A 26946-nucleotide genomic window follows, 5' to 3' on the forward strand; every position below is an offset into this window, starting at 1 on the left:
TCAATTGTGCGGATCCTTCAAGAACAGTTCCTGGAGATCGTTGAGAAAGCGTTGGCCGAGTTCGGTCGGCGCAATGCGTTCGATGTCGCGCGTGATGAGCCCGCGTTTTTCCGCTTCGGCGAGCGCCGGCTCGATCGCGGACAGCGCCAGTCCCGTGCGCTCGACGAACGAATGCACCGGAAAGCCTTCGACGAGCCTAAGCGTGTTCAGCATGAACTCGAACGGCAGATCGCGCGGACCGACTTCGCGTTCTTCCTGGATCGCGGTTTCGGCCGGCGAAAGCGCGTGATCCATATAGCTCGAAGGATGCTTGAAGCGCGCCTGACGCAGAATTTTGGACGGAAACGACAGCTTCGTATGCGCGCCCGCGCCGATGCCGAGGTAATCGCCGAAGCGCCAGTAGTTCAGGTTATGCCTGCTCTGACGATGCGGCTTCGCATACGCCGACACTTCGTAGCGCGCGTAACCGGCCTCGCGCGTGCGCTCGTGGATCCAGTCCTGCATGTCGGCGGAAGCGTCGTCGTCGGGGAGCGCGGGCGGGTATTTGGCGAAGACCGTGTTCGGCTCCATCGTCAGGTGATACAGCGACAGATGCGGCGGCGCGAACGAGATGGCCGTCTCGATATCGTGTTTGCACTCGTCGAGCGATTGCTGCGGCAGCGCGAACATCAGATCGAGATTGAAGTTGTCGAAGTGCTTCGCGGCGATCTCGACGGCATTTTTCGCCTGCATCGCATCGTGAATGCGGCCGAGCGCCTTCAAATGCGCCTCGTTGAAACTCTGAATGCCGATCGACAAACGATTCACGCCGCTCGCGCGAAACGACGCGAACTTGGCCGCCTCGAACGTGCCGGGATTGGCTTCGAGCGTGATTTCGGCGTCGGCATCGATGGGCAGCAGCGCGCGCGCATCGGAGAGAAGGCGGTCCAGCCCTTTCGCCGATAACAGCGATGGCGTGCCGCCGCCGATGAAAATCGTATGCACCTGCCGTCCCCACACGAGCGGCAGCGCGCTTTCGAGATCGGCGCGCAGGGCATCGAGATAACGTTCTTCGGGAAACGTGTCGTCCTTCCACTCGTGCGAGTTGAAGTCGCAGTACGGACACTTGCGCACGCACCACGGGAAATGCACGTACAGCGAAAGCGGCGGCAGCGACGCCAGCCGGATGCTTCCCGGCGACGTGAACGCCTGCACGATGTTGATCGTCTTCGGTCCGGCGCTCACGCAAGTTCCTTCAGTCGTTGCAGCAACTCGCGCAACGCGAGCGCGCGATGGCTGAGCGCGTTCTTGCGCGCGGGATCGAGTTCGGCGGCGGTCGCATCGAGCGTCGGCAGGAAGAAGTGCGGATCGTATCCGAAGCCATTTGCGCCGCGCGGCGCATCGATCACTTCGCCATGCCAGCGGCCTTCCGCGATGAGCGGCTCGGGATCGTCCGCGTGACGCACGAGCACGAGCACGCAGAAGTAGTAAGCGCGGCGATCCGTGTGCTGAGCGAGGTCGGCGACGAGCTTCGCGTTGTTCGCGGCATCGCTTTTGGCGCCGCCGCTCATCGACGCATAGCGCGCCGAATACACGCCCGGCGCGCCGTTGAGCGCGCGCACGCAAAGGCCGGAATCGTCGGCGAGCGCGGGCAGGCCGGTGAACGTCGCGGCGTGCCGCGCCTTCGCCAGCGCGTTCTCGACGAAGGTCGGGTGCGGTTCGGGCGCTTCGGGCACGCCGAGTTCGCCCTGCGCGATCAGTTCGATGCCCGCCGCATCCAGCAGCGATGCGAATTCGCGCAGCTTGCCCGCATTGTTCGATGCGAGCACGACGCGCCCAAGACCATTGACGTCAGACACCGCGAATCCCCAGTGCTTCCTTCTGCTTCAGGATCAGCGCCTTGATGCCGCTGTCGGCGAGCGCGATCAGCTCGTTCATCTCGTCGCGCGTGAAGGGCGCGCCTTCCGCCGTGCCCTGCACTTCGACGAAGCCGCCCGCGCCCGTCATCACGACGTTCATGTCGGTATCGCATTGCGAGTCTTCGTCGTAGTCGAGATCGAGCACGGGCGAGCCTGCGAAGATGCCGACCGAAATCGCCGCGACGAAATCCTTCACCGGCGACTTCGCGATCCTGCCCGACGCGAGCAGTTTGCCGACCGCATCGTGCGCGGCGACGAACGCGCCCGTGATGCTCGCCGTGCGCGTGCCGCCATCGGCCTGAATGACGTCGCAATCGATATGCAGCGTGCGCGCGCCGAGCGCGTCCAGATCGAACACCGAGCGCAATGCGCGGCCGATCAGCCGCTGAATCTCCTGCGTGCGGCCCGTCTGCTTGCCGCGCGCGGCTTCGCGGTCGCTGCGCGTGTGCGTCGCGCGCGGCAGCATGCCGTATTCCGCGGTGAGCCAGCCTTGCTCCCGGCCGCGCAGAAACTCGGGCACGCGCTCGGCGATGCTCGCCGTGCAGATCACCTTGGTATCGCCGAATTCGACGAGCACCGAGCCTTCCGCGTGCTTCGTGTAATGCCGCGTGATGCGTACGTCGCGCAGCTGATTCGCACGGCGGCCGCTCGGACGCGGGGGAGAAGGCTTGAGCAGGGGAGAGTCGGTCATGGATGTCGGAAGAAGAGTGTGGAACCAGCAAACCCAGCGATTTTATCGTCATTCACTTTCAGGCGTTGCGCGTGCGCCATGCGCGCCGGTCCGCCGTCCGGGCGGCTTTCGCGGTAAAAATGGGATAATGCGGGTTCCTCGCCCGGCGGCCCAACGCAGGCCACTCACAGGCACTTTCGACAGCGCCGGGCGTTTCGTATCGAATGGGTCTTCGCAACGAAGGCTCTCTATCGCGAGACGTACCATGATCTACAGCATGACAGGCTATGCCAGCGCGACGCGCGAAGTCGTCGCGGATGGCGCGGGACCCAATGGCGCGGGCGGTTCGGGCGTCGGTGTATCGGTGGAATTGCGCACGGTGAATTCGCGCTTTCTCGACCTGAACTTCCGCATGCCCGAAGACGTGCGCGCGACCGAGCCGCAATTGCGCGAAATGCTGATGACCAAGCTCTCGCGCGGCAAGGTCGATATCCGCATCAACCTGAATCGCGTCGAGCAGACGGCAAACGCGGGCGCGCTCAATCGCGACGCGCTCACGCAGCTCGCCGCGCTCGAACGCGCCGTGCTCGATATCTTCCCCGACGCCGAGCGCATGCGTACCGGCGAAATCCTGCGCTGGCCCGGCGTGCTCGCGGAAAGCTCGGTGTCGCAGGAAACGCTGCGTGAGGCCGTGCTCGCGTGCGGCAAGCAGGCGATCGCCGATCTCATCGAAGTCCGGGCGCGCGAAGGCGCGGCGCTCGGCAAAGTGCTGATCGACAACGTGACGGAGATGGAAACGATCGTCGCGCGCATCACGCCGCTCGTGCCGGAACTCATCGCGAAGCATCAGCAGAAAATTGTCGAGCGGCTGCAGGACGCGCTCGGCATCGCGACGACCGAAGGCGGCGGCGCGGTCACGACGAGCGTGCCGCGCGAGGAAATCGCCGAGCGTATCCGCCAGGAAGTGACGATGTACGGCATTCGCATCGACATCGCGGAAGAATTGCAGCGTCTCACCGCGCATCTGAACGAAACGCGCCATGTGCTGCAAAAGGGCGGCAAGGTCGGCAAGCGTCTCGACTTCATGATGCAGGAGCTCAACCGCGAAGCGAACACGCTCGGCTCGAAGGCCGCCGCGAAGGAACTCGCCGACGCATCGATGACGCTGAAACTGCTCATCGAGCAGATGCGCGAGCAAGTACAGAATCTGGAGTAACGCAACATCATGCCGAATACCACGCATCGCTCGCACAGCCATTACACGGGCATCTATCCGGGCAACCTGTTCATGGTCGTAGCGCCCTCGGGCGCGGGCAAGTCCACGCTCGTGAACGCGCTGCTCGCCGAGGACAAGGACATTCTGCTGTCGGTTTCGTACACGACGCGCGAGGCGCGCTCGAAGGAAACCAATGGCGTGCAGTATCACTTCGTGTCCGTCGATGAATTCATGGAGCGGCGCGACAAGGGCGAGTTTCTCGAAAGCGCCGAAGTGCACGGCAACTACTACGCGACATCGAAGCTGTGGATCGCGGAGCAGATGAAGCAGGGCCATGACGTGCTGCTGGAAATCGACTGGCAGGGCGCGCAGCAGGTGAAGAAGCAGTTCCGCAATGCGGTGGAGATTTTCATTCTGCCGCCGTCGCTCGATGCGCTCGAAGACCGCCTCAAGAAACGTGGCCAGGATTCCGAAAAAGTGATCGTGCGGCGTCTGCTCGCGGCCGGCAGCGAGATGGCGCATGCATCGGAAGCGGAGTATGTCGTCATCAACGAGAACTTCGATCGCGCGCTTAACGAACTGCGCTGTCTCGTCGCCGCGACGCGCCTGCGCTTCACGTCGCAATACGCACGCAACACGCAGCTTTTCGTGGACCTCGGCATCCACTCCACGCCGCAAGCGTGACGCATTGCAGTGGCCGGGTCGATCGGTCACATAAGGTAGAATAAAACCCATATTCCGAAGGAAACAAACATGGCCCGCATCACTGTCGAAGACTGCCTGAAACAAATCCCGAATCGCTTCGAGCTCGCGCTTGCGGCAACGTATCGCGCGCGCCAGCTCGCACAAGGCCACACGCCGAAGATCGAAAGCCGCGACAAGCCGACCGTCGTCGCGCTGCGCGAGATCGCCGCGGGCCAGGTTGGCATCGAAATGTTGAAGAAGGTGCCCGTCTAAGGGCCGCAGTTCCACACGGTTTCATTTTTTGCAACCGACAACCCAGCGCGTCACGTCACCACGGAGGGGAAGATGAGTCAGACACCGTTGCCCATCTCCACCGCCGTGGATCCCGATATCGAAGTCGACGCCGACTCGATGCTCGATGCCGAAAAGCCGCACGCGGCGCGCAAGTACATCGACGCGGTTCTCGAACAATCCTTCCGCCATCTGTTCGGGCCGACCGCCACGCCGGAGCAGCCGCGCAAGCACGACGTCGTTTCCATCGCGAAACTCACGAACGCGCTCGCGAGCTACATCACTCCGGAAGAGATCAAGGAAGTCAAGGCGGCTTTCCACTTCAGCGACGAAGCGCACCTCGGCCAGTATCGGCAGAGCGGCGAGCCGTACATCACGCATCCGGTCGCGGTCGCGGAAATTTGCGCGGGCTGGAAGCTCGATGCGCAATCGATCATGGCGGCGCTGCTGCATGACGTGATCGAAGACCAGGGCGTGACCAAGACCGAAATCGCGGAGCGCTTCGGCGCCAAGGTCGCGGAACTGGTCGACGGCTTGTCCAAGCTGGACAAGATGGAATTCCGCAATCGCGAGGAAGCGCAGGCGGAAAACTTCCGCAAGATGCTGCTCGCGATGGCGCGCGACGTGCGCGTCATTCTCGTCAAGCTCGCGGACCGGCTGCACAACATGCGCACGCTCGGCGCGGTGCCGCCGGAAAAGCGCAGGCGCGTCGCGCGCGAGACGCTGGACATCTATGCGCCGATCGCGCATCGGCTCGGTCTGAACAATACGTATCGCGAGTTGCAGGATTTGTCGTTCGCGAACTTCAATCCGAATCGTTACGCGACGCTCGAAAAAGCGGTGAAAGCGGCGCGCGGCAACCGGCGCGAAGTGGTCGGCAAGATTCTCGAAGCGGTGCAGCGCACCATCGCGGATGCGAAGATCAACGCGGAAGTCACCGGCCGCGAAAAAACGATCTACAGCATCTACAAGAAGATGCGCGACAAGCAGTTGTCGTTCTCGCAGGTGCTCGATGTGTACGGCTTTCGGGTCGTCGTCGAGGGCGCGCTCGAATGCTATACGTGCATCGGCGCGCTGCATGCGCTCTACAAGCCCGTGCCGGGCAAATTCAAGGACTACATCGCCATTCCGAAGGTGAACGGCTATCAATCCTTGCACACGACGCTGGTCGGCCCGTTCGGCGCGCCGATCGAGTTCCAGATCCGCACGCGCAAGATGCACGAGATCGCCGAGGCGGGCGTCGCGGCGCATTGGCTCTACAAGAACGGCGGCGCCGATCTGAACGACGTGCAGAAGCGCGCGCATCAATGGCTCAAGTCGCTGCTGGACATTCAGAGCGAGGCGGGCGACTCGAGCGAGTTCCTCGAACACGTCAAGATCGACCTGTTCCCGGACGCCGTCTACGTGTTCACGCCGAAGTCGAAGATCATGCCGCTGCCGCGCGGCGCGACGGCGCTCGACTTCGCGTATTCGATTCACAGCGACCTGGGCAACCAGTGCGTCGCGGTGAAGATCAACAACGAACTGCTGCCGCTTCGCACGGAGTTGAAGAGCGGTGACATCGTCGAGGTGATCACCGCACCGTACTCGAAGCCGAATCCCGCGTGGCTCGGCTTCGTGCGCACCGGCAAGGCGCGCTCGGCCATCCGTCACTATCTGAAGACGATGCGACTGAACGAGTCGGTCCAGTTGGGCGAGCGGCTCGTCGATCAAAGTCTCAAGGGTTACGGTCTCGCGCTATCCGACGTCACGCCGGAAGTATGGGAAAAGCTCGTGCTTTGGACCGGCAACAAGACGCGTCAGGAAATCTTCGCCGATATCGGTCTCGGCCGGCGCGTGGCGGCGGTCATGGCCAAGCGCATCGAGGTGCTGATGAACGGCATCGCCGATGACGAAGATCACCCGCATCGCGAGCATCACAACACGAATACCGCGCCGCCGGTCGTCATCACGGGTACGGAAGGCATGTCGGTGCAACTGTCACCGTGCTGCCGACCGATTCCGGGCGACGACATCATGGGCTATATCGGCATCGGACTCGGCATGGCCATCCATACGACCGAATGCCGCGTGGCGCAGCGCATCCATCGGCGCGATCCGGGCCGCTGGATCGACGTCGCGTGGGCGCCGCAGCCGGGCCGTCTGTTCGACGTCGCCGTCAAGGTGCTCGTGAAGAACACGAAGGGCGTGTTCGCGCGCGTCGCGGCGGACATCACGTCGGCGGACGCGAACATCGTGCATATCGCGATGGACGAAGACGTGTCGCAGGAAGCGAAGCTGCTGCGCTTCGTGATCCAGGTGAGCGACCGCGTGCATCTGGCGAACGTCATGCGCCGCGTGCGCACCAATCCGGACGTGATGCGCATCGCGCGCGAGCGTCCGAGCGACGAACCGCATCACCGCAATCAGGACGGCGGCATGCGCATCGACCGCGAGCGCGCCGACTACTGACGCGGCGCGGGTATGCGGCGTGCATGCCTGTCGTCGTTCGACGAACAGGAGAGAGCGCCGTAATGAACACATCCGATCTCGAAGGCGCCACGCTCGACTATTGGGTCGCGCGCGGGCTGCACGAATTCATCCGGGAAATCCACTTCACCGATAGCGGCGAGACGCTGTCCATTCGCGGCAACGATCGCGGCAAGCCCTGGGACGGGCGTTTCCTGCCATCGACGTCATGGGATGCAGCGGCCGTGGTTCTGGAGCGCGCCTGCAAGCTCGAGATGCACGATCACGGGCGCGGGGAAGTGGTCTGCACCGTCACGTTCGGCAAGGACGGCAAACCCGTGGAAGGGCGCGGCGCGTCGCTACGCATCGCCTTGCTGCGGGCGTTCGTGCGGCATGCTTTCGGCGATGCCGTCGACGACGAATTCCCGCGCCGTTCTCAGACGCTGCTCGGCGCGCGGGCTGAGGCGATCGGGGAGTCGAGCGCGGTGGCTTCGGTGGAGGATGTGCCGAGGCCGGACCTGGGTATCGGCGATATCGGCTCGGTGCCGCGACAGTAGATTGCGCGCTACGGTCGGGACAAACAAAAAGGGCCTTCCGTCTGGAAGGCCCTTCGAAAGATGGCGCGGCTGGCAGGATTCGAACCCACGACCCCTTGGTTCGTAGCCAAGTACTCTATCCAACTGAGCTACAGCCGCACGCAAAACGGTACAACACTATGTTACTTCAACGCGCTAATGGTTAAGCGCTTGATGACCTCGTCAGAGCGAGAACATCCGAAAAGGTGGCGCGGCTGGCAGGATTCGAACCCACGACCCCTTGGTTCGTAGCCAAGTACTCTATCCAACTGAGCTACAGCCGCACGCAGAAGCGGAATTATAGCCAAGCCTATTCTGAAAAGGAAGGGGTTTTGGCCAGAATTTCGAATTTTCGGTCGATGCGCCTCCGACGAAAGATGGCCTCGACGTGGTAAGTTGATGTTTCGAAAGCAAGTACATCCCGGAATTCGACATCAATCGGCAACGAGCGGCATCATGAACAAGGCATTTGTCAAAGAGTCGGACGACACCGACGACGACCTCGAAGTCGGCCAGCCCGACGTCCCGGCGGGCACGAAGAACTACATCACGCCTCAAGGCCATCAGCGGCTGCGTGACGAGTTGCTGCAGCTTCTCGATACGGAGCGCCCGGAAGTCGTCAGGCTCGTTTCGTGGGCCGCTTCGAACGGCGATCGCTCGGAAAACGGCGACTACATCTACGGCAAGCGGCGGCTGCGCGAGATCGACCGGCGCATCCGCTTCCTGGGCAAGCGCCTGGATCTCGCGGAAGTGGTGGACAGCAGCAAGCAGGAGAATGTCGATCAGGTGTTCTTCGGCGCGACGGTGGACTACGCGGGCGACGACGGCGACGTGAAGACGGTGACGATCGTCGGCGTCGACGAAGTCGATCTGGATCGCGGCTACGTGAGCTGGATCTCGCCGGTCGCGCGCGCGCTGCTAAAGGCGAAGATCGGCGATACGGTGCCGTTGCACACGCCTGCAGGCATTCAGCAGATCGACATCCTGGACGTCCGATATCCACGCTGAAGCGACGCGCAACGACGAAAAAAAAGCCGCTCCGAAGAGCGGCTTTTCTACAGCGGGACTGCTTGTGAAGCTTAGAAGCGGTGACGCATGCCGACCGTCGCCGAAACCTGGTTGCCGTTCGACGACATACCAACGCCGTTGATCACCGCGCCGACCGGCAGGCCGTCCTGGTCGGTCATGTGCTGGTATTCGCCTTGCAGGTACACGTCGGTGCGCTTCGACAGCGCATACGCCGTTTGCAGGCTGAACTGGTGGAACTTCGGCTTTTCGCCTTCGATACGGCTATCCGTGTACGTGTACGCACCTGCGATCGACAGAGCCGGCGTCAGGTTGTAGCGGCCGTTCACTTCGTAGTTCGTGAAGCGCATGCTGTCGCCGTTCAGCGCGATGTTGCCAGCGCCTTGCGAGCCGACGTTCGTCAGCTGCGTCGCGTTGTCGAGCATCGTCTGCGTGAACACGAAGCCGACGGTTGCCGGGCCGAACGCGTAGTTGATGCCGCCGCCGAAGATGCGCTGACGCGAAGCGACGAAAGGCGTGTTGTCGGTCGTGACCGCACCGGCCGTGTTGTTCGTCGGCGAGCCGACGTTGTTCAGTTGCATGTACGCTGCAGCAACGTTCAACGGGCCGTAGTTGTACGACGCGCCGACGCTGTACGCACGGTTATCCGCGAAACCGCCGGCTTCGTTCGAGAAGCCGTACATCGCGCCCATCTTGAAGCCAGCGTAGTTCGCGCTCGTGTACTTGACCGAGTTGTTGACGCGGAACGTGTTGTCGAGGTTGTCGTTGTCGAACGGGTGAGCGAACTGCGTGCCGCCGTATTGCGTGCCCGTCAGAGCCAGAGGCCCGAGGAAGTCGACCACGGAGTCATATTGACGGCCGAGCGTGATCGAGCCGAACTGGTTGCTCGACAGACCAACGAACGCCTGACGGCCGAACTCACGACCGCCCTGGCCGTTCGTGCCGTTCATGATGTTGAAGCCGTTTTCCAACGTGAAGATCGCCTTCAAGCCGCCACCGAGGTCTTCCGAACCGCGCAGGCCCCAACGGCTGCCGTTGACCGAACCGCTCGTCGCCTTCCAGTTGCTGTGGCCTTGCTGGTTGTTCGTGTAGGTGATGCCCGCATCGATCAGGCCGTACAGCGTGACGCTGCTTTGCGCATGGGCGGCGGTAGCAAAAACGCCCGACAGGGCGGCGACCATGAGAGTCTTTTTCATCTTTGTAACTCCGAGAGCAGATAGGGCCGGGGACCCAGGCTTTGAGGAAACCTCGCTCCGGCGCGCTGCGAGAGGCGCGGGCGGAGGAGCAATGGATCGGCGTCACCGACACATTTGTTTCCGGACCAGACGAAGTGTAAAGACGGTGTTACAGCGCAAGGCGTTCCAATTTCCACAATAAATCATTGTGGATGCGGCAATGATCGATGGAACGCGTATTTTTGTTTATATACAAGGGTTTATCCGCGAATAAAGTCGTAAGACATGCGGTGTCAACCAAATGACGTTGCGCATGCGCGACACGATTGCCGCAAGAAAACAACGGGAAACTTCTGGAAATTCGATTGTTGAGATATTTGAAACAGAAGTTTGCTGCTTTTGCGGGTAATGAATGCGGGCCGCATCGTTATACTGTCGTCTCTGCTTTCCGAAGCAGACTTTTTCGTTGACGGAAAAAGATCTCCAAACTTTGTCAGCGCGACTTCCCGGTCGCGCTTTTTTTTGCCCGGAGCCTTGTGGGACTTGGGTTCGCGTCCGCGTCGCGAAAGCTTTTGAGCGGCGGCTGCGCGCAATAAGGAAGACGCGACGAGCGTTTGGCATCATTGCTCGAATCGGTCGAGCGGAATCATCGCCGATTTGTTTCATTACATTTAAGTTGCGACTTAGTTTGCACGTCGGTTAATGTCGGAGAATCGGGCAAGACGAAAGGCGCTGACGATTAATATAATGCTCTGTGCAGCCCAGGAGGCACTAAAGTCTTAATATCGTTCGGTATAGGAGAAGCCGCGTTGCATCGCGTTCTTTTTCGCCGATAAACCGTGCTTGCGCTATTTTCATTTAATCCGGACCGATTAACTAAGCGAGAAAACGGTCAGCGCCCTAAATGGACGCTGGCGGGCGGCAGCCACGGGCGAGCGCGGCGCAACGGCCCTCGCCCAAGCCTCGCAAGGTTCGCCTTCCTGCGGCTCAGCGAGCCGCGACGGCCGCAAACTCTTATCCTTGATAATCCGGAAATGCTTTTAAGGGTTATCCGCCATTGCGATGCGTTAAATTCAGCATCGGCTTAATGGGAAACTATCAAAATGGTGTGGTTTTAACTGAAGCAAAAACTAGCCAAAAAAGCCGACTCGTCCCGCCCACCGACTGTTCCGGTAAAAGTCCGCCGCTTCCGGCTGCGTTAGAATGGGCAATCCAGCATTCGCTCCATCCAAGGCGCATCCCGCCGTCTCTCGCCGTTCACGATGCATCCCGATCCGTCCGCAAGCTACGCTTATCCCTCCGAACCCATCGTCTTCGTCGATCTCGAAACGACCGGCGGCACATTCGGCGTGGACCGAATCACCGAGATCGGCGTTGTCGAAGTCGGGCCGGCGGGCGTGTCGCAGTGGACATCGCTCGTCAATCCGCAGCGGCCGATTCCTTCGTTCGTGCAACAGTTGACGGGCATCACCGATGCAATGGTGCGCGAGGCTCCGACGTTCGAGCAGCTGGCGTCCGGCTTGCTCGACCGCATGAAGGGCCGCCTTTTCATTGCGCACAACGCACACTTCGACCACAGCTTTCTGAAGGACGAATTCCGGCGCGTGGACCTTCGCTTCGCGCCCGACGTGCTGTGCACGGTACAGCTTTCCCGTGCCGTTTATCCGGCGGAAAGCCGTCACGGTCTCGATGCGCTCGTCGCGCGCCACGCGCTCGTGCCGGCGGCGCGGCATCGTGCGCTCGCCGATGCCGATTTGCTGTGGCAATTCTGGCAGCACCTGCATCGCGCGCATGCGCCGGATGTGATGCGCACGCATCTCGAACGCGTGACGCGCCGGTTCCAGCTCGCCGCGCACATCGACGAGGACACGATCGAGCAGATCGTTTCGGGCTGCGGCGTCTACATGTTTTATGGCGACGACGACGCGCCGCTCTACGCTGGCCGCAGCGTGCGCTTGCGTCAGCGTGTGCGTTCGCATCTCGTCGGCCCGCGGCGCTCGGCGAAGGATCTGCGTCTCGCCGCGCTGGTGCGTCGTCTCGAATGGAAGGCGACGGGCGGCGAAATCGGGGCATTGCTGGCCGAGGCGCAATGGATCGCGAGCGCGCGTCCAGCGCACAACCGCGCGCCGAAGTCGCGTTCCGGCGACGTTCGCGGCGCGCCTTGGCCGTATGCGGGTGCTATCGCGATCGAAGAGTGCGATGCGGCATCGGGGCAACGCGCGTGGCATGTCATCGACAACTGGCGCTATCTCGGCACGGCCGGCACGCTCGAGGAAGCCGGCGCGCTGCGCGCAAGCGCGGATTCTCCCGCGTTCGAGCTGTCCACTTATCGAATTCTAAGCGAGCGTCTCGCGCGCGGTCTCGTCGCGACACCGCTTGTCGCCGCAACGCTCGCGTCCGCCATCTGACGCGCCGTCACCCGACCGCGCCCACGCCGCCCGACGCGCAGACGTGCGACAGCGCGCGCATGAGCGGCGCGTTCATCGACGAGTTGTAGCGCGTCAGATGCTTCCATCGCGCGACGCTTTCCGCGAGCCGCACTGGGCAGTCTTCGGCATGGCGGATCGGCTCGACATGCGCGAGCGCCGAGACGAGCGACTGCGTCAGCCGATCGAGCTTCGGACGCGTGTCCTTGGCGAGATCGGGCGGCGCTTCTTCCGGCGCAGCTTTCAGCGCGCGCCAGTTCGCGAAGAGCGCGTTCTGCACATCCTTGCTGGCTTCGATCTGATCGCGAAAGAACTGACGCGCGAATTCGGGATCGACCTGCGCGGCGCCGGCCTTTTCCTCGACGTGCTTGAGCAACCTTTCTTCGCGCGGCGCATCGGTGATCGGCTCGTGATGCGCCCACTTCCAGCGCGCGACCGGCTCCGCGAGTGCGAGCCGTTGGGAGACGAGGGCGATGAGGTTGGTGAACGGAGTGTCGTCGCCGTCTGCATGCACGGAAGAGGGCGCGGCGAACGCAAGCGCACAGGCGAACGCGGCGGAGGCGAGGAGAGAAGGGGGCGATCGGCGGCGCATCGGTATCCGGGCAAAAGCGCCAGAATAGCGCACCGCGGTCAAACGGGAACGACGGCAGCCAACTGGCGGAGGGGATTTCACGAGGCGAGCCGTAGCGCACGACCCGCCCCGATGCGGTCATGAACGAGAGGCGCGACGCGTCCTGGCGTGAGCCATGTGCGGACCGGATGATCCGAGTGCGCCGCGCGCGGCGGGCGTCGTTCTCACGACGACGGCGTGATCCAGCGGGTCCGCCTACTTCGACTGCGCCGAGTCGCGCTGTTCGTCGAAGAACGCGCGCACATGCTCGGGCAGCTCCGTCGCGAGAAACTCGACGCCAACCGGTTCCGGATCCGGACAAAGCACCTTGTCGGGCGTCGGGATTTTCGTCGGTTTTGCGTCCATGATTTCTCTCCTGAATGACTACAACAATTGCGCTAACACGGTCGATGCGGCTATTGCGCCGCCGCATGCAGCCGAATTGCCGATTACGGTTCCTTCCATAGATGCGTTATCGGATCGCCACCGCTTCTGCTTGAGCCGAATCGGCGCGTTTCATCAACAACGCATGATCGTTCGTGTCGGGACCGGAATCGCTTCGGTAATTGATTGCCGGCCGCTGTATTCGTTGCTGCAAAAACTACGTTTTATCGCCTAGCGACTGCCGCCCCGCGAGCCGCATCCAGCTTGGGCTCTACCCCGAAAGGCATCAGCGCGTACTTAAACTGTAGCTTTTCCTCTATGGATATAACGATACCGGGAAACCAGCGTTGACGCTTCATGGTGCGCAGCGGAAAATGGCTCGTTGTTGTACGAAAGCGCACATATAAGACGAATCAGGCGCGCGGGTGCTGCCGAATGTGAAATCGCTGAAGCCGATTTTCGGTTCGAATCGCAAACCTGTGTGTCGCGATGGCGATCGTTGCGAAAGTGCGAAAGATTGCGGGGGTTTCGAGAAACGCGGCGCAAAAAGCAAAAACCCGCGACACATGCGTGATCGCGGGTTTTTAGAACTGCCTGAATTCTTGTGGTGCCGGAAAGAGGAATCGAACCCCCGACCTTCGCATTACGAATGCGCTGCTCTACCGTCTGAGCTATTCCGGCTCCGAATTTTTCTTCGTTTTTTGCGTTCGTTTAGTTCGTCAGCAACGAAGAAGTGAGATTATGCAGAGCCTTTCTGGCTTTGGCAATACCTTAGATCAATTTTTCTTTTCGACGTGGTAGCGCGTCACGCGATCGACCTCGCTCTTCGAGCCGAGGAACACGGCGACGCGCTGATGCAGGCTCGTCGGAACGATATCGAGGATGCGCTGTTCGCCGTTGGTCGCGGCGCCGCCCGCCTGCTCGACGATGAACGACATCGGGTTAGCCTCGTACATCAGACGCAGCTTGCCGGGCTTCGACGGATCGCGCTTGTCGGCCGGATACATGAAGATGCCGCCGCGATTCAGAATGCGATGCACGTCCGCGACCATCGATGCGATCCAGCGCATGTTGAAGTCTTCCTTGCGCGGGCCGTCCTTGCCGTCGTTCAGCTCGCCGATGTAGCGCTGCACCGGCTCATACCAGTGACGGCTGTTCGACGCGTTGATCGCGTATTCGCGGGTCTCGACGGGGATTTTCATGTCGCGCTGCGTGAGCACCCAAGAGCCGAGCTCGCGATCGAGCGTGAAGCAGTTCACGCCGTGGCCGGTCGTCAACACGAGGACGGTTTGCGGACCGTACACCGCATAGCCCGCCGCGACCTGCTGCGAACCCGGCTGCATGAACGCCGCTTCGCTCGGATCGGCGCCGTCCGGGCAACGCAGCACCGAAAAGATCGTGCCGATCGACACGTTCACGTCGATGTTCGATGAGCCGTCGAGCGGATCGAACGTCAGCAGATAGTTGCCCTTCGGGTAGCGATTCGGAATCGGGAAGATCTTTTCCATTTCTTCCGATGCCATCGCGGCCAGATTGCCGCCCCATTCGTTGGCTTCGAGCAGGATTTCGTTCGAAAGCACGTCGAGCTTCTTCTGCACTTCGCCCTGGACGTTCTCGCTGCCTGCCGAGCCGAGCGCCTCGCCTAGGGCGCCCTTGCTGACGTGATAGCTGATCTGCTTGCAGGCACGCGCGACGACTTCGATCAACAGACGCAAGTCGGCAGGCAGGTTCTGATGTTCACGCTGCTGCTCGATCAGATACTTCGAGAGCGTGGTGCGGCTGGAAATGGAGGACATGCTTAGGCTCCGTGAGCGTTAGACGAATATTCACGATTCTAACCGCTCGACCCGGCCGCTCCATGTGACAGCGACCGCCTGCATCCGCCATAAGCGAGAACGGCCGCCGCGCGAGGTTCTCGCGCGGCGGCCGCTAAACACCAAAAACTCCCGACGAAACAGCGCTTAAGCAGCGAGCGCCTTTTCGACGACCTCGCGAACGTCGCGCGATTTCGCCTTCGCGGCGACGTCGCTCAACGCCGCGTGCATCTTCTCGCGCAACTGCGGCGTGAAGCGGCGCCACAGTTCGAGCCCGCGTGCGAGCCGCGCCGCGACCTGCGGATTGAGCGCGTCGAGCGCGATCACCTGTTCGGCCCAGAACGCGTAGCCGGAGCCGTCGGCGGCGTGGAATTGCGCGGGATTGCCGCTGCAGAAGCTGAAGATCAGCGAGCGCGCGCGATTCGGATTCTTGATGTTGAACGCCGGATGCTGCATCAGCTTGCGCACGATCTCGATCACCTTGCGATCCGGGCCGCCGCGCTGCGTCGCCTGAAGCGCGAACCACTTGTCGATGACGAGCGCCTCGTTCTCGAAGCGGCGATAGAAGTCCGCGAGCGCCGCGTCCGCGACGGTCGCATCCGCGCCCTTGGTCGCGCTCGCAAGCAGCAGCGCGGAAAGCGCCGCCGAGCGGTCGGTCATGTTGTTGGCGGCGTCGTACTGCGCCTGCGCGAGCTTGACGGCGTCGCGCGGATCGTCGAGCTGGCTGAGATAGGCGAGCGCGAGGTTCTTCAGGCCGCGCTTGCCCGCGTCTTCCGGCGTCGGACGATATTCGCCCGGCGTGCGGTTCGCTTCGTACGTCGCGAGCCATTTGTCGCGCATTTGCGACGCGAGACGGCGGCTCATGAACACGCGCGCAGCGTGGACGGCGGCGGGATCGGACACGGTCATCTGCTCGGCCAGATAGCTCTCCGACGGCAGCATCAGCGCGAGCTCGCGGAAGGCGGGCGTGAGCGTGGTGTCGTCGAGCACGCGGGCGAACGCGGCGATCACCTGATCGTCGATGGCGAGCGCCTCGCCCTTGGCCGCGCGCTCGGCGAGCGCCAGCAACTCGCGCGTGGCGAGCCGCTGGCCGGCTTCCCAGCGGTTGAACGGATCGCTGTCGTGCGCGAGCAGGAACGCGAGTTCATCGTTCGTATAGTCGTATTCGACGATCACCGGCGCGGAGAAATTGCGCAGCAGCGACGGCAGCGGCGCCTCGTTCACGTCGACGAAAGTGAACGACTGCTCGCGCTCCGTGAATTCGAGCACGCGCGTCGTGCCGTTCGGTTCCTTCTCGCCTTCGAGGCGCAGCGGCAAGTCCGCGCCGTTCTGGCCGATCAGGCCGACCGAGAACGGAATCAGCAGCGGCCCCTTCTGCGTTTCGCGCGCAGCTTCCGACCCGTCGCCGTAACCCTGCGTGAGCGTCAGCGTGTAGCGCTTCGTCCCGGCGTCGTAATTTGCGCGCACCGACACGCGCGGCGTGCCCGCCTGGCTGTACCAGCGCTCGAATTGCGCGAGATCGCGATGATTCGCGTCGGCGAGCGCCTGGCGGAAGTCGTCGCAGGTCACGGCCTGGCCGTCGAACCGCTTGAAATACAGGTCCATGCCGCGGCGGAAGCCGTCGCGACCGAAAAGCGTCTGATACATCCGCACGACTTCCGAGCCTTTTTCGTAGACGGTCATCGTGTAGAAGTTGTTGATCTCGACGTAGCTTTCCGGGCGCACCGGATGCGCCATCGGGCCGGCGTCCTCGGCGAACTGCATTTGACGCAGCACGCGCACGTCCTCGATGCGCTTGGTCGCGCGTGCGGCGGCGCTCGCCGCGCCCTCGACGTCGCCGGCGGCCATATCGGCGGAAAATTCCTGATCGCGAAACACGGTCAGGCCTTCCTTCAGGCTCAACTGGAACCAGTCGCGGCAGGTCACGCGATTGCCGGTCCAGTTATGGAAGTACTCGTGGCCGACCACGGCCTCGATGTTGGAGAAGTCGGTGTCCGTCGCGGTTTCCGGGTTTGCGAGCACATACTTCGTATTGAAGATGTTGAGGCCCTTGTTCTCCATCGCGCCCATGTTGAAGTCGCTCACCGCGACGATCATGAAGCGGTCCAGATCGAGCTCGAGGCCGAAGCGCTTCTCGTCCCAGCGGATCGAGTTGATGAGCGAATCCATCGCGTGACGGGTCTTGTCGAGATCGTGCGGCTCGACCCAGACTTGCAGCAGCTTTTCCTTGCCCGAGCCCGATTCGATGCGTTCCTCGATGCACACGAGCTTGCCCGCGACGAGCGCGAACAGATAACTCGGCTTCTTGAACGGATCTTCCCATTTGGCGAAGTGGCGGCCATCGGGCAGATCGCCTTCCTCGATCAGATTGCCGTTCGACAGCAGCACCGGACACGCGGTCTTGTCGGCGCGCAGCGTGACGGTGTAGGTAGCCATCACATCCGGGCGATCGAGGAAGTAGGTGATGCGCCGAAAGCCCTCGGCTTCGCACTGCGTGAAGAAGTTGCCACTGGAGACGTAAAGTCCGGAGAGCGTCGTGTTCTCGGCCGGATTGCAGATGCTCTCGATGCTAAGCTCGAAAGCATCCGCGGGAATACTGCCGATGGACAGTCCGTTTTCATTGACGCGGACATCCGCGTGCGCGACGCCGTCGATCGCCGCGCTCACGAATTCGAGCTGCTCGCCCATCAGTTCGAGGCGCGATGCGTCGCCTTGGGCGTCGGGGTTGCGCCGCAGCTTCATCGTGTTCTTCACGACCGTGCGCGATGGCACGAGGTCGAATTCGAGCGCGACGGAATCGATCAGGAACGCGGGCGGCGTGTAGTCCTGGCGGCGAATCACAGCGGATGCGGTCGTGGTAGACATGGCAAGATCTTCATGTTTGGATTGAACGGCGCCGGCGTCTCGCGCGTGCGCTTTTAGCGCACCAACGCGTGCGCGCCTGGTCGAATCATTGTACAAGCCGCCCGGCGATCGTGAATCGGGCGGCGCCACGCGTCGTGGACCCCACAAAACAAGGACGCCGCCATGCGACGCAAGGCGGTGCTGTCTATAACGGAGAAGGGTGCTGAACGAAGTGAGGACGACCATGAAATTCCCGATCAGGACGCTCGTCACATGGCCGCTGATGCTGGCGGCGATGTGGCTCGCCGGCTGCACGACCTACGTGCAGACGCAGGTCACTGCATTCTCCGACTGGAGCGGCAGCGACGCGACCCGCACCTACGCGTTCACGCGCAAGGGCGAGCAGCAGAACAGCATCGAGCAGACGACCTACGAGACGCTCGTCGCCAACGAACTCGCGAAGTACAACTTCCGTCAGGCGCCCGAGGCGAGCGCGAACTATCAGATCGCGATCGCCTATTCGGTTCGCGGCGACATGGTGACCGTGCGTCAACCGGTCTACTACGATCCGTGGCCGATGTACGGTCCGTGGGGCGCCGGCCCATACTGGGGCGGACCGTGGGGCGGGTGGGGGCCGTACGGTTCGTGGGGCGCGACGGGTTACGTCGATCAGAGCTATCCGGTCTATACCCACGCGCTGCAGATCCGCATGAACGACCGCAAGACCGGCCGCGAGACGTACAAGGTGACGGCGGTGAACGCGACGGGCGATCCGTCGCTGTATCAGGCGATGCCGTATCTCGTGCGCAGCGCGCTGGCGGACTTTCCGCTCGGTAACGGCACGGTCAGAACGGTGACGCTGCCGGTGGACAAGAGCGGCGGCATGTCGAACGAGACGGCCGCGTCGGCCGGACCGAACGAGCGCAGCGTCGCACCCGCGCCCGCAGCGAAAACCGTCGATTGATCGGGCCGTCGCATCGACGCGAAAACGGCATCGGAATTTTTTGCCGTCATGCGCAGTGAGCATTGCCTTTTACGGCTTCGGGAAATGTTTCAAACACGCCCGCCGCCCTTGACTAAACAGGGAAATATCGCGGCGGCGCCGGGCCGCAATATATGCAGCTTCGGTCAATTAGCGATATATTCCCGGGATGACAAAATCGTGTCCGCCCAATCCTGAAGCCGTTCCCGAGCCCACCACATGGGATGCGCGGCTCGCACGCCGTCTCGTCACGCCGCTCGTCGGCACGCCGGTAACGCCCAACCATCTGACCACGCTGCGCCTCGCCATCGGCTTGGCCGGAGCGTGGTATCTGTCGCTCGGCCAGTTCTGGATGTGCACGCTCGGCGCGCTTCTCATCGCGCTGTCGAATTTCGTCGATCACACCGACGGCGAACTCGCGCGCATCAGCGGCCAGTCGAGCAAGATCGGCCATTTCTACGATCTCGCGTGCGATGCGCTCGTGACGGTGCTGCTGTTCCTCGGCATCGGGTTTTACGTGGCCGTGCATCATCCGTCGATGATCGTGCCCGCCCAATGGCTCGGCGGCATGGCGGGCGTGGCGGTTGCGCTGATCTTTTTCCTGCGCATGCGTATCGAATCAATGATCGGCAAGTCGGGCACGAAACAGGCGTCGTTGGCCGGATTCGAAACGGAAGACGTGCTGTATCTGCTTCCGCTCGTGACCATTCTGAACGGCATGACGCCGTTTCTGATCGCCGCGGCGATCGGCGCGCCGCTCTTCGCCATTTATGTGGCGGTGGACTATCAGCGCGTCGTCGCGCAGACGAAACGCCGCGCGCAGGCCACACGTGCAAAAGACGACAAAGATTTCCAGGCGGTGAGATGAGCGATACGGCAACTCCGGAGAGCACGCTGACACAACCGGCGCAGACGGCGACGACCGCGCGCCCGTCGAAGCGCGATATCGATTCGACGATGAACGCGCGCCTCGCCGCGCTGCAGACGCCGAAGCTGCGCGACGAGTACGGCCAGCAAGGCTCGTTTCTCTATATCGAAGACTTCCTGCCGCGCGACTACACCGAGCGGCTGATCGCCGCCGTGCACGACGTGATGCCGTCCGTGAACCGCAACTATCTGCCGGGGCACAAGGCGGGCGGCAGCGTGAGCCGTCACACGCTCGACAAGCTCGCGCCGTTCATCGCCGACCTGTATCGATCGGAAGCGCTCATCAAGTGGCTGGAATCGATCACCGGCGACAAGCTGCAACTCTCGCCGGAGGACGATCCTCACGCCTACGCGCTTTACTTTTACACGAAGCCCGGCGACCACATCGGCTGGCATTACGACACGTCGTATTACGATGGCCGCCGCTACACGCTCCTGCTCGGCGTGATCGACGATTCGTCCTGCAAGCTCGATTACGAACTGCACACGAAGAATCCGGCGGTTCCCGATCAGCCGGGCTCCGTGCAATATCCGCCCGGCGCGTTCGTGTTTTTCGACGGCGACAAGCTGCGCCATCGCGTCACGCCGCTCGGCGAAAACGAGATGCGCGTGTCGCTCACGTTCGAGTACGTGACGAACCCGAATATGCGTCCGTTTCAGCGCTTCATCTCGAACATGAAAGACTCGATCGCGTATTTCGGATTCAGGCAGGTCTTTCGCCGCAAGGGCGGCAAGAACGGACAGGCATGAGCCGCGCGGGCACATTCCTGCTGTCGGTCGGCGTGGTGCTGTTCATCGCGCTGCTCGGCTGGCAAGGCTTCGGTTCGGTTGCATCGACGCTGGCCGCGGCGGGCTGGGGATTGATCGCGGTCGCGGCGTTTCACTTCGTGCCGCTCGTCGTCGATGCCGGCGCGATCAGCGTGCTCTTCTCCAGCAAGGAACGCGACGTGTCCCTGCGCGACGCCTTGCTCGCGCGCTGGGCCGGCGAATCGGTCAATAGCCTGATGCCCGCGGGCCAGATCGGCGGGCCGATGCTGATGGTCCGCTATCTCGCGCAGCGCGGCATGCGCGCGCGCGACGCGGCCGCCGTCATCACCGTCAGCACGACGATGCAGACCGTCGCGCAACTGATCTTCGCGCTGATCGGCGTCGTGCTGCTGACAGGCTATGCGGCGGGCGGCTCGTCATCGACGGTCACGATCGCCGTGCTCGCGGTGATCGGCGTGATCGGTCTGATGATCTTCGGTTTCTATCTCGCGCAGCGGCGCGGTCTCTTCGGCCGCGCGATGCGCTTTGCGTCCGGCATCGCCGCGAAGTTCTCGGCGAAGCGCGACTGGTCGTCGCTCGTCACGCGCGCCGAAGCCGTCGACGCCGCCGTCCACGAGATGTATCGCGAGCGCGGCAAGGTCGCGGCGAGCTTCGGGCTGAGTCTCGTCGGCTGGATCGTCGGCACGGGCGAAGTGTGGCTTGCGCTGCATCTGCTCGGCCATCCGGTCGGCTGGGCGGAAGCGTTGCTGCTCGAAAGTCTCGGCCAGGCGATTCGCGGCGCGGCCTTCGCCATTCCCGGCTCGCTCGGCGTGCAGGAAGGCGGCTATCTGCTGCTTGCGCGTCTGGTCGGCTTGCCGCCGGAAGCGGCGCTCGCGCTGTCGCTTGCGAAGCGCGCGCGCGAACTGCTGCTCGGCGTGCCGGGCATCGTCTATCTGCATTTCGTTGAAAAAGGCTGGCAGCGCCGCCGTCTCGCGCGCGTGCCGGATATCGACTGACCCACCCACGAAGGGAACACAAGCATGCGCGCAATTATTCTTGCGGCCGGGATGGGCTTGCGCCTCGTTCAGCCCGAAGGCCAGCAAAAGCCGAAGTGTCTGCTGCGCTTTGGTGATGCATCGTTGCTCGAACGTCATCTGCACTTTTTGAAAGCCGCGAACGTCGATGAAGTCGTCTTCGTGACCGGCTTCAAGAGCGAGCAGATCGAGGCGGAGCTTGCGGCGATCGACTGGAAGCCGAAGACGGAAATCGTCGTCAACGACGAATTCACGCTCGGCAGCGTGCTGTCCGTGCACACCGCGCGCGACGCGATGACGCGCGGCGGCGACGTCCTTCTGATGGACGCCGACGTGCTCTACGACGAACGCATCTTCGAGCCGCTCGTCGCGGGCGGCTCGTTGAATCGTCTGCTGATCGATCGCGATTTCGAAGCCGGCGACGAGCCGGTGAAGCTGTGCGTCGAGAACGGCGTGCCGGTCGAACTGCGCAAGCAGGTCGCGGCGGGGCTGAAGTACGACACGATCGGCGAATCTGTCGGCTTCTTCCGCTTCGATCACGCGACGGCCACGCGCCTCGCCGAAATCTGCGCCGATTATGTCGCGACGGGCCGCGCGAAGATGCCGCACGAAGAAGCGGTGCGCGACCTGTTGCTGGAAAAGTCCCACGCGTTCGATATCGCCGATGTGACCGGCGCGCCGTGGATCGAAATCGATTTTCAGAACGACGTGAAGCGCGCCGCGGACGAAGTGTTGCCGTCGCTCAACGCGCTGCGTCAGTTTGCAGGAGCCTCGCAACAATGAACGCACCCACGCAAATCCCGGTTGGCTACTCGCGCACGCTGCGCCTGCGCGAAATGCTGCAAAGCAACCGCCTCGAATTCCTGATGGAAGCGCACAACGGCATTTCGGCGCGCATCGCGAAGGAAGCCGGCTTCAAGGCGATCTGGGGCTCGGGCCTGTCGATCTCCGCGCAATTCGGCGTGCGCGACAACAACGAAGCGAGCTGGACGCAGGTCGTCGACAACCTCGAATTCATGGCCGACGCAAGCGATCTGCCGATCCTGCTCGACGGCGATACCGGCTACGGCAACTTCAACAACGTGCGGCGTCTCGTGCGCAAGCTCGAGCAACGCGGCATCGCGGGCGTGTGCATCGAGGACAAGCAGTTTCCGAAGACCAACAGCTTCATCAACGGCGAAGCGCAGCCGCTCGCGGATATCGACGAGTTCTGCGGCAAGATCAAGGCGGGCAAGGATTCGCAAAGCGATCCGAATTTTTCGATCGTCGCGCGCGTGGAAGCGCTGATCGCCGGCTGGGGCATGGAAGAGGCGTTGAAGCGCGCCGAAGCGTATCGCCAGGCGGGCGCGGATGCGATTCTCATCCACAGCAAGCTCTCGAAGCCCGACGAAATCCTCACGTTCGCGCGCGAATGGGCGGGGCGCGGTCCGCTCGTCATCGTGCCGACGAAGTACTACAGCACGCCCACCGATGCGTTCCGTCAGGCGGGCATCAGCTGCGTGATCTGGGCGAATCATCTGATTCGCGGCGCGGTTTCGGCGATGCAGGCGATCGCGAAGGAAATCCACGACAGCGAGACGCTCGTCAACGTCGAGGACCGCATCGCGTCGGTGAACGAGATTTTCCGTCTGCAGGACGCGGACGAATATTCCGCCGCCGAGAACATCTACCTGAGCGCGGCCAACGAGAAGCGCAGCGCGATCGTGCTCGCCGCGAGCCGCGGCGCGGGCCTCGAAGCGCTGACCGAAGCGCGTCCGAAGGTGATGCTGCCGGTCGCCGGCAAGCCGCTGCTGCGCCATCTCGTCGAGGCGTTCAAGAAGGAAAGCATCAACGACATCACCGTGGTCGGCGGATATCGCGCCGATGCGATCGAGAAGGGCGGCATCCGCCTCGTCGTCAACGAGAAGCACGAAAGCACGGGCGAACTTGCGTCGCTCGCGTGCGCCGTCCAGCACATGAACGGCGACACTGTGATTTCCTACGGCGACCTGCTGTTCCGCAGCTACATCCTGCGCGATCTGGTCGAGTCGGACAGCGACTTCTGCGTGGTCGTCGATTCGTCGCAGACGCTACAGGCGGGCGCGGCAGCAACCGATTTCGCGTACTGCTCGACCGCTGACGACCGCGCGCTCTTCGGCCAGAAAGTGTGGCTCGAAAGCGTGGTCGGCGCGGGCCAGACGATCGCCGATGGACGCGCGCCGCAAGGCCGCTGGATGGGCCTCGTCAAGGTGCGCGCCGCTGCGCGCGAACGCCTGCTCGCAACGCTCGGCACGCTGCAGCAACGCGCCGATTTCGACACGCTCGACACGGCCGCGCTTCTCAACGCGCTGATCGCCGATGGCCAGAAAATCGAAGTGCAATACGTGCACGGCCACTGGCGCGGCGTGAACGATCTCGACGATTTCCGTCGCGCGGGCGATTTCGCGCACGGTCAGACGCCGATCGGCTCGGAAAGCACGGAGAACGCGCGTGATTGAGGCCGCCCAGTTTGTCGAGGCGGCGCGCGAGCGAGGCTTCGACTGGTATGCAGGCGTGCCGTGCTCGTTTCTGACTCCGTTCATCAACTACGTGTTGCAGGACGAATCGCTGCATTACGTGTCGGCGGCGAACGAAGGCGACGCGGTCGCGCTGATCGCCGGCGTCGCGTTGGGCGGCGGGAAGAAGCGTCGCGGCATCGCGATGATGCAGAACTCCGGTCTCGGCAATGCCGTAAGCCCGCTGACGTCGCTCACGTGGACCTTCCGTCTGCCGCAATTGCTGATCGTCACGTGGCGCGGCCAGCCGGGCGTCCACGACGAGCCGCAGCACGCGCTGATGGGCCCCATCACGCCGCAGATGCTCGAGACGATGGAAATCCCGTGGGAGCTGTTCCCCACGGAAGCCGGCGAGATCGGCCCGGCGCTCGATCGCGCGACCGACTACATGGACCGCACGGGCCGGCCGTACGCGCTCGTGATGCAAAAGGGCAGCGTCGCGCCTTACGAGCTGAAGAAAACCGGCTTGTCCGGCGTGCGCGTCAATGCGAATCCTGCGAGCGTGCAGCGCTTCGAAGGCGAGCGCGTGACGCGCCACGACGCGCTGCAAAAGGTCGTCGCGAAGACGCCGAAGGATGCGACGGTCGTGCTCGCATCGACCGGTTTTTGCGGACGTGAGCTGTACGCGATCGACGACCGCGAGAATCAGCTCTATCTCGTCGGCTCGATGGGCTGCGTCACGCCGATGGCGCTCGGCCTCGCGCTCTCGCGTCCGGATCTGACCGTCGTCGCGCTCGATGGCGACGGCGCCGCGCTCATGCGGATGGGCGCGTTCGCGACGCTCGGCGCATACGGCCCGTCGAATCTCGTTCACCTGCTGCTCGACAACGGCGCGCACGAATCGACCGGCGGCCAGGCGACGGTGTCGCGCGAAGTCGATTTCGCGTCGATCGCATCGGCGTGCGGCTATGCGCTCGCGCTCGACGGCGACGACATCGGCGTGATCGATCGTCTCTTCGAAGCGAAGGATGTCGGCGGCGTGCGTTTCGCGCGGCTGTCGATCAGAATCGGCACGCCCGCCGACTTGCCTCGTCCGAAAATCACGCCCGAGGATGTACGCGCGCGTCTGCAACAACACATAGGAGGCCGTTGATGCTGCTGCTCAATCCGGGCCCTGTCACGCTGAGCGAACGCGTGCGCAAGAGCCTGCTGCAAACCGACTTGTGCCATCGCGAGCCGGAGTTCTTCGATCTGCAGGACGAAGCGCGCGAGCGTCTCGTCGCCGCTTACGCGCTCGATCCGGCCGTGTGGAGCGCCGTGCTGATGACCGGTTCGGGCACCGCAGCGGTCGAAAGCATGATCGCCGGGCTCGTGCCGGAGGGCGGGCGGCTGCTCATCGTGGAAAACGGCGTGTATGGCGATCGCATCGCGCAGATCGCGAAGCAGTACGGGATCGATCACGAGGTCGTCAAATACGAGTGGATGCAGGCGCCGGACATCGACGCGATCGTCGGCCTGCTCGACACGAAGAAGTTCAGCAATGTCGCGATCATTCATCACGAAACGACGACCGGCCGCCTGAACGCGATCGATCAGCTTTCGCGCGCGTGCAAGGAACGCGGCGTCGGTCTGTTGCTCGACGCGGTGAGCAGCTTCGGCGCCGAAGCGATCGATTTCGCGGGCGGCGGCATCGCCGCGATTGCCGCGACCGCGAACAAGTGCCTGCACGGCGTGCCGGGCGCGGCGTTCGTCATCGCGCGTCGCGATGCGCTGGCGCAGGCCGCGAGCCGCAACTATTACCTCGGCATCGCGCGCCTCGCGAAGCTGCAGGACGAGCGCAACACGCCGTTCACGCCGTCGGTGCATGCGTATTACGCGCTCGTCGAGGCGCTGCGCGAGTTCGAGGAAGAAGGCGGCTGGCGCGCGCGGCATCAGCGTTACGCGAAGCTCGCCGAACAGGTGCGCGCGGGGCTGGCTGCGCTCGGCATCGAGAGCGCGTTGCCGCCGGAAGAGTCGTCGGTGGTGTTGCGTGCGTATCGGCTGCCGAAGGGCGTCACGTATGAAACGCTGCACGACGCGCTCAAGGCGAAGGGCTTCGTGATTTATGCGGGGCAGGGCGGCCTGTCGAAGGAACTGTTCCGCATCTCGACGATGGGCGCGCTCGACGCGAACGACATGGATCGCCTGATTTCGTCGTTCGTGACGCTGCTGCGCTGATTACAGCTTGCAGAAAATCGCCGTGATGAAGGGCGCGACGTGGCGCACGACCGCGTCGCTGCCCGCCGCGCGCACTTTCTGCTCGACTTCGGCGTCGCCGCCCCAGACGACCGCGCCGTATGCCGCATCCCCGATCGGCTCGCCCTTGCCCTGCCTGAAGAGCGGATCGTCCTTCTGATACGCCACCAGCGCGTAGACCTTGAATCCATATGCCGTCAGCGTCGCGCCTTTCGCCGCGCGGAACGCGTTGATCGAGTTCGGCTCGACGCGCATCGGCTTCTTTTCCAGCAGATTGTTTTCTTGCAGCGGCGCGATGAAAGCGTGCGGCGTCGACTTGCAATCGAGTTGCGCATCGAGCGCTTCCGCGTGGGCGAGCGCGGCCAGCGACGCGAGCGTCATCGGCAGAACAAAGCGAACGAGTCGGGCAGCGATCATGGCGAAGCAGCGAACGTAACAGCCAGCACTTTAACGAGATTGCAACAAAAGTGCTCATTCCGTCGAGTG

At 63.0% G+C, this 26946-nt stretch carries 25 protein-coding genes and 3 tRNA genes; 16 read left to right on the forward strand and 12 right to left on the reverse strand.

What is annotated here, in order from left to right:
• Genes hemW through rph form a run of 3 tightly spaced genes read right to left on the reverse strand, consistent with a single transcriptional unit; the run spans nucleotide 1 to nucleotide 2589 of the window.
• Nucleotides 1-1224 (reverse strand): radical SAM family heme chaperone HemW, encoded by a 1224-nt coding sequence (gene hemW, locus NCS00_RS04020; protein WP_250439258.1) that lies wholly within the window; start codon nucleotides 1222-1224, stop codon nucleotides 1-3.
• Complete coding sequence (rdgB, locus tag NCS00_RS04025; RefSeq protein ID WP_008350944.1) at nucleotides 1221-1838, reverse strand: RdgB/HAM1 family non-canonical purine NTP pyrophosphatase; 618 nt, start codon at nucleotides 1836-1838, stop codon at nucleotides 1221-1223. Before rdgB ends, hemW begins: the two co-directional genes overlap by 4 nt.
• Nucleotides 1831-2589 (reverse strand): ribonuclease PH, encoded by a 759-nt coding sequence (rph, locus tag NCS00_RS04030; protein WP_008350941.1) that lies wholly within the window; start codon nucleotides 2587-2589, stop codon nucleotides 1831-1833. The genes rdgB and rph overlap by 8 nt, the downstream gene beginning before the upstream one ends.
• Before the next feature lie 244 nt (nucleotides 2590-2833).
• On the opposite strand from rph, the gene NCS00_RS04035 reads away from it, so the two are divergent.
• The 5 genes from NCS00_RS04035 to NCS00_RS04055 all read left to right on the forward strand — a co-directional run bounded on the left by NCS00_RS04035 (nucleotide 2834) and on the right by NCS00_RS04055 (nucleotide 7764).
• The gene (locus tag NCS00_RS04035; protein ID WP_008350939.1) at nucleotides 2834-3784 is read left to right on the forward strand and encodes a YicC/YloC family endoribonuclease; all 951 of its coding nucleotides are present in this window, start codon (nucleotides 2834-2836) and stop codon (nucleotides 3782-3784) included.
• Between the two features lie 9 nt (nucleotides 3785-3793).
• Nucleotides 3794-4468 carry a guanylate kinase gene (gene gmk / locus NCS00_RS04040; RefSeq protein ID WP_008350937.1) on the forward strand — a complete coding sequence of 225 codons (675 nt, stop codon included), beginning with the start codon at nucleotides 3794-3796 and terminating at the stop codon, nucleotides 4466-4468.
• Nucleotides 4469-4537: 69 nt separating this feature from the next.
• Nucleotides 4538-4741: a DNA-directed RNA polymerase subunit omega gene (rpoZ, locus tag NCS00_RS04045; protein ID WP_006999799.1), complete on the forward strand. Its 204-nt coding sequence runs from the start codon at nucleotides 4538-4540 to the stop codon at nucleotides 4739-4741.
• 72 nt (nucleotides 4742-4813) lie between these two features.
• A complete protein-coding gene (locus NCS00_RS04050) occupies nucleotides 4814-7210 on the forward strand; it encodes a RelA/SpoT family protein (RefSeq protein ID WP_008350928.1) in 2397 nt (798 codons plus the stop codon).
• A gap of 62 nt (nucleotides 7211-7272) precedes the next feature.
• Entirely contained in the window at nucleotides 7273-7764 is a 492-nt protein-coding gene (locus NCS00_RS04055; protein ID WP_008350926.1) for a phage protein NinX family protein, read from the forward strand.
• A gap of 61 nt (nucleotides 7765-7825) precedes the next feature.
• Here the strand turns inward: NCS00_RS04055 and NCS00_RS04060 are convergent.
• Both NCS00_RS04060 and NCS00_RS04065 read right to left on the reverse strand, forming a co-directional pair.
• Nucleotides 7826-7902 (reverse strand) — tRNA-Arg (locus NCS00_RS04060).
• An 87-nt stretch (nucleotides 7903-7989) separates the two neighbouring features.
• A tRNA-Arg gene (locus NCS00_RS04065) sits at nucleotides 7990-8066 on the reverse strand.
• 172 nt (nucleotides 8067-8238) lie between these two features.
• Between NCS00_RS04065 and greB the strand changes: the two genes are divergently transcribed.
• The gene (gene greB / locus NCS00_RS04070; protein ID WP_250439260.1) at nucleotides 8239-8790 is read left to right on the forward strand and encodes a transcription elongation factor GreB; all 552 of its coding nucleotides are present in this window, start codon (nucleotides 8239-8241) and stop codon (nucleotides 8788-8790) included.
• A 71-nt stretch (nucleotides 8791-8861) separates the two neighbouring features.
• Here greB and NCS00_RS04075 read toward each other — a convergent pair whose 3' ends face one another.
• The gene (locus NCS00_RS04075; RefSeq protein ID WP_008350922.1) at nucleotides 8862-10004 is read right to left on the reverse strand and encodes a porin; all 1143 of its coding nucleotides are present in this window, start codon (nucleotides 10002-10004) and stop codon (nucleotides 8862-8864) included.
• Nucleotides 10005-11245: 1241 nt separating this feature from the next.
• On the opposite strand from NCS00_RS04075, the gene NCS00_RS04080 reads away from it, so the two are divergent.
• Complete coding sequence (locus NCS00_RS04080) at nucleotides 11246-12391, forward strand: exonuclease domain-containing protein (protein WP_008350920.1); 1146 nt, start codon at nucleotides 11246-11248, stop codon at nucleotides 12389-12391.
• 7 nt (nucleotides 12392-12398) lie between these two features.
• Here NCS00_RS04080 and NCS00_RS04085 read toward each other — a convergent pair whose 3' ends face one another.
• Nucleotides 12399-13001 carry a chorismate mutase gene (locus tag NCS00_RS04085; RefSeq protein ID WP_250439263.1) on the reverse strand — a complete coding sequence of 201 codons (603 nt, stop codon included), beginning with the start codon at nucleotides 12999-13001 and terminating at the stop codon, nucleotides 12399-12401.
• Nucleotides 13002-13235: 234 nt separating this feature from the next.
• Nucleotides 13236-13385, reverse strand: a complete 150-nt coding sequence (locus NCS00_RS04090) for a hypothetical protein (protein ID WP_008350916.1) — start codon at nucleotides 13383-13385, stop codon at nucleotides 13236-13238.
• Here NCS00_RS04090 and NCS00_RS04095 point away from each other — a divergent pair.
• Nucleotides 13384-13638 (forward strand): hypothetical protein, encoded by a 255-nt coding sequence (locus NCS00_RS04095; RefSeq protein WP_250439265.1) that lies wholly within the window; start codon nucleotides 13384-13386, stop codon nucleotides 13636-13638. The two genes, NCS00_RS04090 and NCS00_RS04095, sit on opposite strands and share 2 nt — an antisense overlap.
• Before the next feature lie 370 nt (nucleotides 13639-14008).
• On the opposite strand, the gene NCS00_RS04100 is transcribed toward NCS00_RS04095, so the two are convergent.
• From NCS00_RS04100 to pepN, 3 genes are all read right to left on the reverse strand, one after another.
• Nucleotides 14009-14084 (reverse strand) — tRNA-Thr (locus tag NCS00_RS04100).
• A 95-nt stretch (nucleotides 14085-14179) separates the two neighbouring features.
• Nucleotides 14180-15199: a class 1 fructose-bisphosphatase gene (locus NCS00_RS04105; protein WP_008350914.1), complete on the reverse strand. Its 1020-nt coding sequence runs from the start codon at nucleotides 15197-15199 to the stop codon at nucleotides 14180-14182.
• A 165-nt stretch (nucleotides 15200-15364) separates the two neighbouring features.
• Entirely contained in the window at nucleotides 15365-18082 is a 2718-nt protein-coding gene (gene pepN / locus NCS00_RS04110) for an aminopeptidase N (RefSeq protein ID WP_034471352.1), read from the reverse strand.
• 223 nt (nucleotides 18083-18305) lie between these two features.
• On the opposite strand from pepN, the gene NCS00_RS04115 reads away from it, so the two are divergent.
• The 8 genes from NCS00_RS04115 (at nucleotide 18306) to NCS00_RS04150 (ending at nucleotide 26442) form a co-directional block, all read left to right on the forward strand.
• Nucleotides 18306-19025, forward strand: coding sequence for a DUF4136 domain-containing protein (locus tag NCS00_RS04115; RefSeq protein ID WP_250439267.1), 720 nt, complete (start codon nucleotides 18306-18308; stop codon nucleotides 19023-19025).
• A gap of 187 nt (nucleotides 19026-19212) precedes the next feature.
• Nucleotides 19213-19911, forward strand: coding sequence for a CDP-alcohol phosphatidyltransferase family protein (locus tag NCS00_RS04120; protein ID WP_175981768.1), 699 nt, complete (start codon nucleotides 19213-19215; stop codon nucleotides 19909-19911).
• Nucleotides 19908-20720 carry a HalD/BesD family halogenase gene (locus tag NCS00_RS04125; RefSeq protein ID WP_008350907.1) on the forward strand — a complete coding sequence of 271 codons (813 nt, stop codon included), beginning with the start codon at nucleotides 19908-19910 and terminating at the stop codon, nucleotides 20718-20720. The genes NCS00_RS04120 and NCS00_RS04125 overlap by 4 nt, the downstream gene beginning before the upstream one ends.
• Complete coding sequence (locus tag NCS00_RS04130; protein ID WP_008350904.1) at nucleotides 20717-21733, forward strand: flippase-like domain-containing protein; 1017 nt, start codon at nucleotides 20717-20719, stop codon at nucleotides 21731-21733. The genes NCS00_RS04125 and NCS00_RS04130 overlap by 4 nt, the downstream gene beginning before the upstream one ends.
• A gap of 24 nt (nucleotides 21734-21757) precedes the next feature.
• Entirely contained in the window at nucleotides 21758-22534 is a 777-nt protein-coding gene (locus NCS00_RS04135; RefSeq protein WP_008350902.1) for a phosphocholine cytidylyltransferase family protein, read from the forward strand.
• Complete coding sequence (gene aepX / locus NCS00_RS04140) at nucleotides 22531-24228, forward strand: phosphoenolpyruvate mutase (protein ID WP_008350901.1); 1698 nt, start codon at nucleotides 22531-22533, stop codon at nucleotides 24226-24228. The genes NCS00_RS04135 and aepX overlap by 4 nt, the downstream gene beginning before the upstream one ends.
• The gene (gene aepY / locus NCS00_RS04145) at nucleotides 24221-25378 is read left to right on the forward strand and encodes a phosphonopyruvate decarboxylase (protein WP_250439292.1); all 1158 of its coding nucleotides are present in this window, start codon (nucleotides 24221-24223) and stop codon (nucleotides 25376-25378) included. The genes aepX and aepY overlap by 8 nt, the downstream gene beginning before the upstream one ends.
• Nucleotides 25378-26442, forward strand: a complete 1065-nt coding sequence (locus NCS00_RS04150; protein ID WP_250439294.1) for a 2-aminoethylphosphonate aminotransferase — start codon at nucleotides 25378-25380, stop codon at nucleotides 26440-26442. The genes aepY and NCS00_RS04150 overlap by 1 nt, the downstream gene beginning before the upstream one ends.
• Here NCS00_RS04150 and NCS00_RS04155 read toward each other — a convergent pair whose 3' ends face one another.
• Entirely contained in the window at nucleotides 26443-26877 is a 435-nt protein-coding gene (locus NCS00_RS04155) for a hypothetical protein (protein ID WP_008350894.1), read from the reverse strand.
• Nucleotides 26878-26946: the final 69 nt, after the last annotated feature.

It is taken from the genome of Caballeronia sp. AZ1_KS37 (assembly GCF_023631165.1).
In the GTDB taxonomy this organism is placed as follows: domain Bacteria; phylum Pseudomonadota; class Gammaproteobacteria; order Burkholderiales; family Burkholderiaceae; genus Caballeronia; species Caballeronia zhejiangensis.

Bases quoted from the DNA above. Each gene is read 5' to 3' on its own strand.
- NCS00_RS04105 (WP_008350914.1), bottom strand. From the start codon at position 15,199: ATGTCCTCCATTTCCAGCCGCACCACGCTCTCGAAGTATCTGATCGAG.
- NCS00_RS04085 (WP_250439263.1), bottom strand. From the start codon at position 13,001: ATGCGCCGCCGATCGCCCCCTTCTCTCCTCGCCTCCGCCGCGTTCGCC.
- rpoZ (WP_006999799.1), top strand. From the start codon at position 4,538: ATGGCCCGCATCACTGTCGAAGACTGCCTGAAACAAATCCCGAATCGC.
- gmk (WP_008350937.1), top strand. From the start codon at position 3,794: ATGCCGAATACCACGCATCGCTCGCACAGCCATTACACGGGCATCTAT.
- NCS00_RS04080 (WP_008350920.1), top strand. From the start codon at position 11,246: ATGCATCCCGATCCGTCCGCAAGCTACGCTTATCCCTCCGAACCCATC.
- NCS00_RS04150 (WP_250439294.1), top strand. From the start codon at position 25,378: ATGCTGCTGCTCAATCCGGGCCCTGTCACGCTGAGCGAACGCGTGCGC.
- NCS00_RS04120 (WP_175981768.1), top strand. From the start codon at position 19,213: ATGACAAAATCGTGTCCGCCCAATCCTGAAGCCGTTCCCGAGCCCACC.
- NCS00_RS04135 (WP_008350902.1), top strand. From the start codon at position 21,758: ATGCGCGCAATTATTCTTGCGGCCGGGATGGGCTTGCGCCTCGTTCAG.
- NCS00_RS04075 (WP_008350922.1), bottom strand. From the start codon at position 10,004: ATGAAAAAGACTCTCATGGTCGCCGCCCTGTCGGGCGTTTTTGCTACC.
- NCS00_RS04050 (WP_008350928.1), top strand. From the start codon at position 4,814: ATGAGTCAGACACCGTTGCCCATCTCCACCGCCGTGGATCCCGATATC.
- NCS00_RS04115 (WP_250439267.1), top strand. From the start codon at position 18,306: ATGAAATTCCCGATCAGGACGCTCGTCACATGGCCGCTGATGCTGGCG.
- NCS00_RS04155 (WP_008350894.1), bottom strand. From the start codon at position 26,877: ATGATCGCTGCCCGACTCGTTCGCTTTGTTCTGCCGATGACGCTCGCG.
- aepX (WP_008350901.1), top strand. From the start codon at position 22,531: ATGAACGCACCCACGCAAATCCCGGTTGGCTACTCGCGCACGCTGCGC.
- pepN (WP_034471352.1), bottom strand. From the start codon at position 18,082: ATGTCTACCACGACCGCATCCGCTGTGATTCGCCGCCAGGACTACACG.
- rph (WP_008350941.1), bottom strand. From the start codon at position 2,589: ATGACCGACTCTCCCCTGCTCAAGCCTTCTCCCCCGCGTCCGAGCGGC.
- NCS00_RS04055 (WP_008350926.1), top strand. From the start codon at position 7,273: ATGAACACATCCGATCTCGAAGGCGCCACGCTCGACTATTGGGTCGCG.
- NCS00_RS04095 (WP_250439265.1), top strand. From the start codon at position 13,384: ATGATTTCTCTCCTGAATGACTACAACAATTGCGCTAACACGGTCGAT.
- NCS00_RS04035 (WP_008350939.1), top strand. From the start codon at position 2,834: ATGATCTACAGCATGACAGGCTATGCCAGCGCGACGCGCGAAGTCGTC.
- NCS00_RS04130 (WP_008350904.1), top strand. From the start codon at position 20,717: ATGAGCCGCGCGGGCACATTCCTGCTGTCGGTCGGCGTGGTGCTGTTC.
- NCS00_RS04125 (WP_008350907.1), top strand. From the start codon at position 19,908: ATGAGCGATACGGCAACTCCGGAGAGCACGCTGACACAACCGGCGCAG.
- NCS00_RS04090 (WP_008350916.1), bottom strand. From the start codon at position 13,385: ATGGACGCAAAACCGACGAAAATCCCGACGCCCGACAAGGTGCTTTGT.
- greB (WP_250439260.1), top strand. From the start codon at position 8,239: ATGAACAAGGCATTTGTCAAAGAGTCGGACGACACCGACGACGACCTC.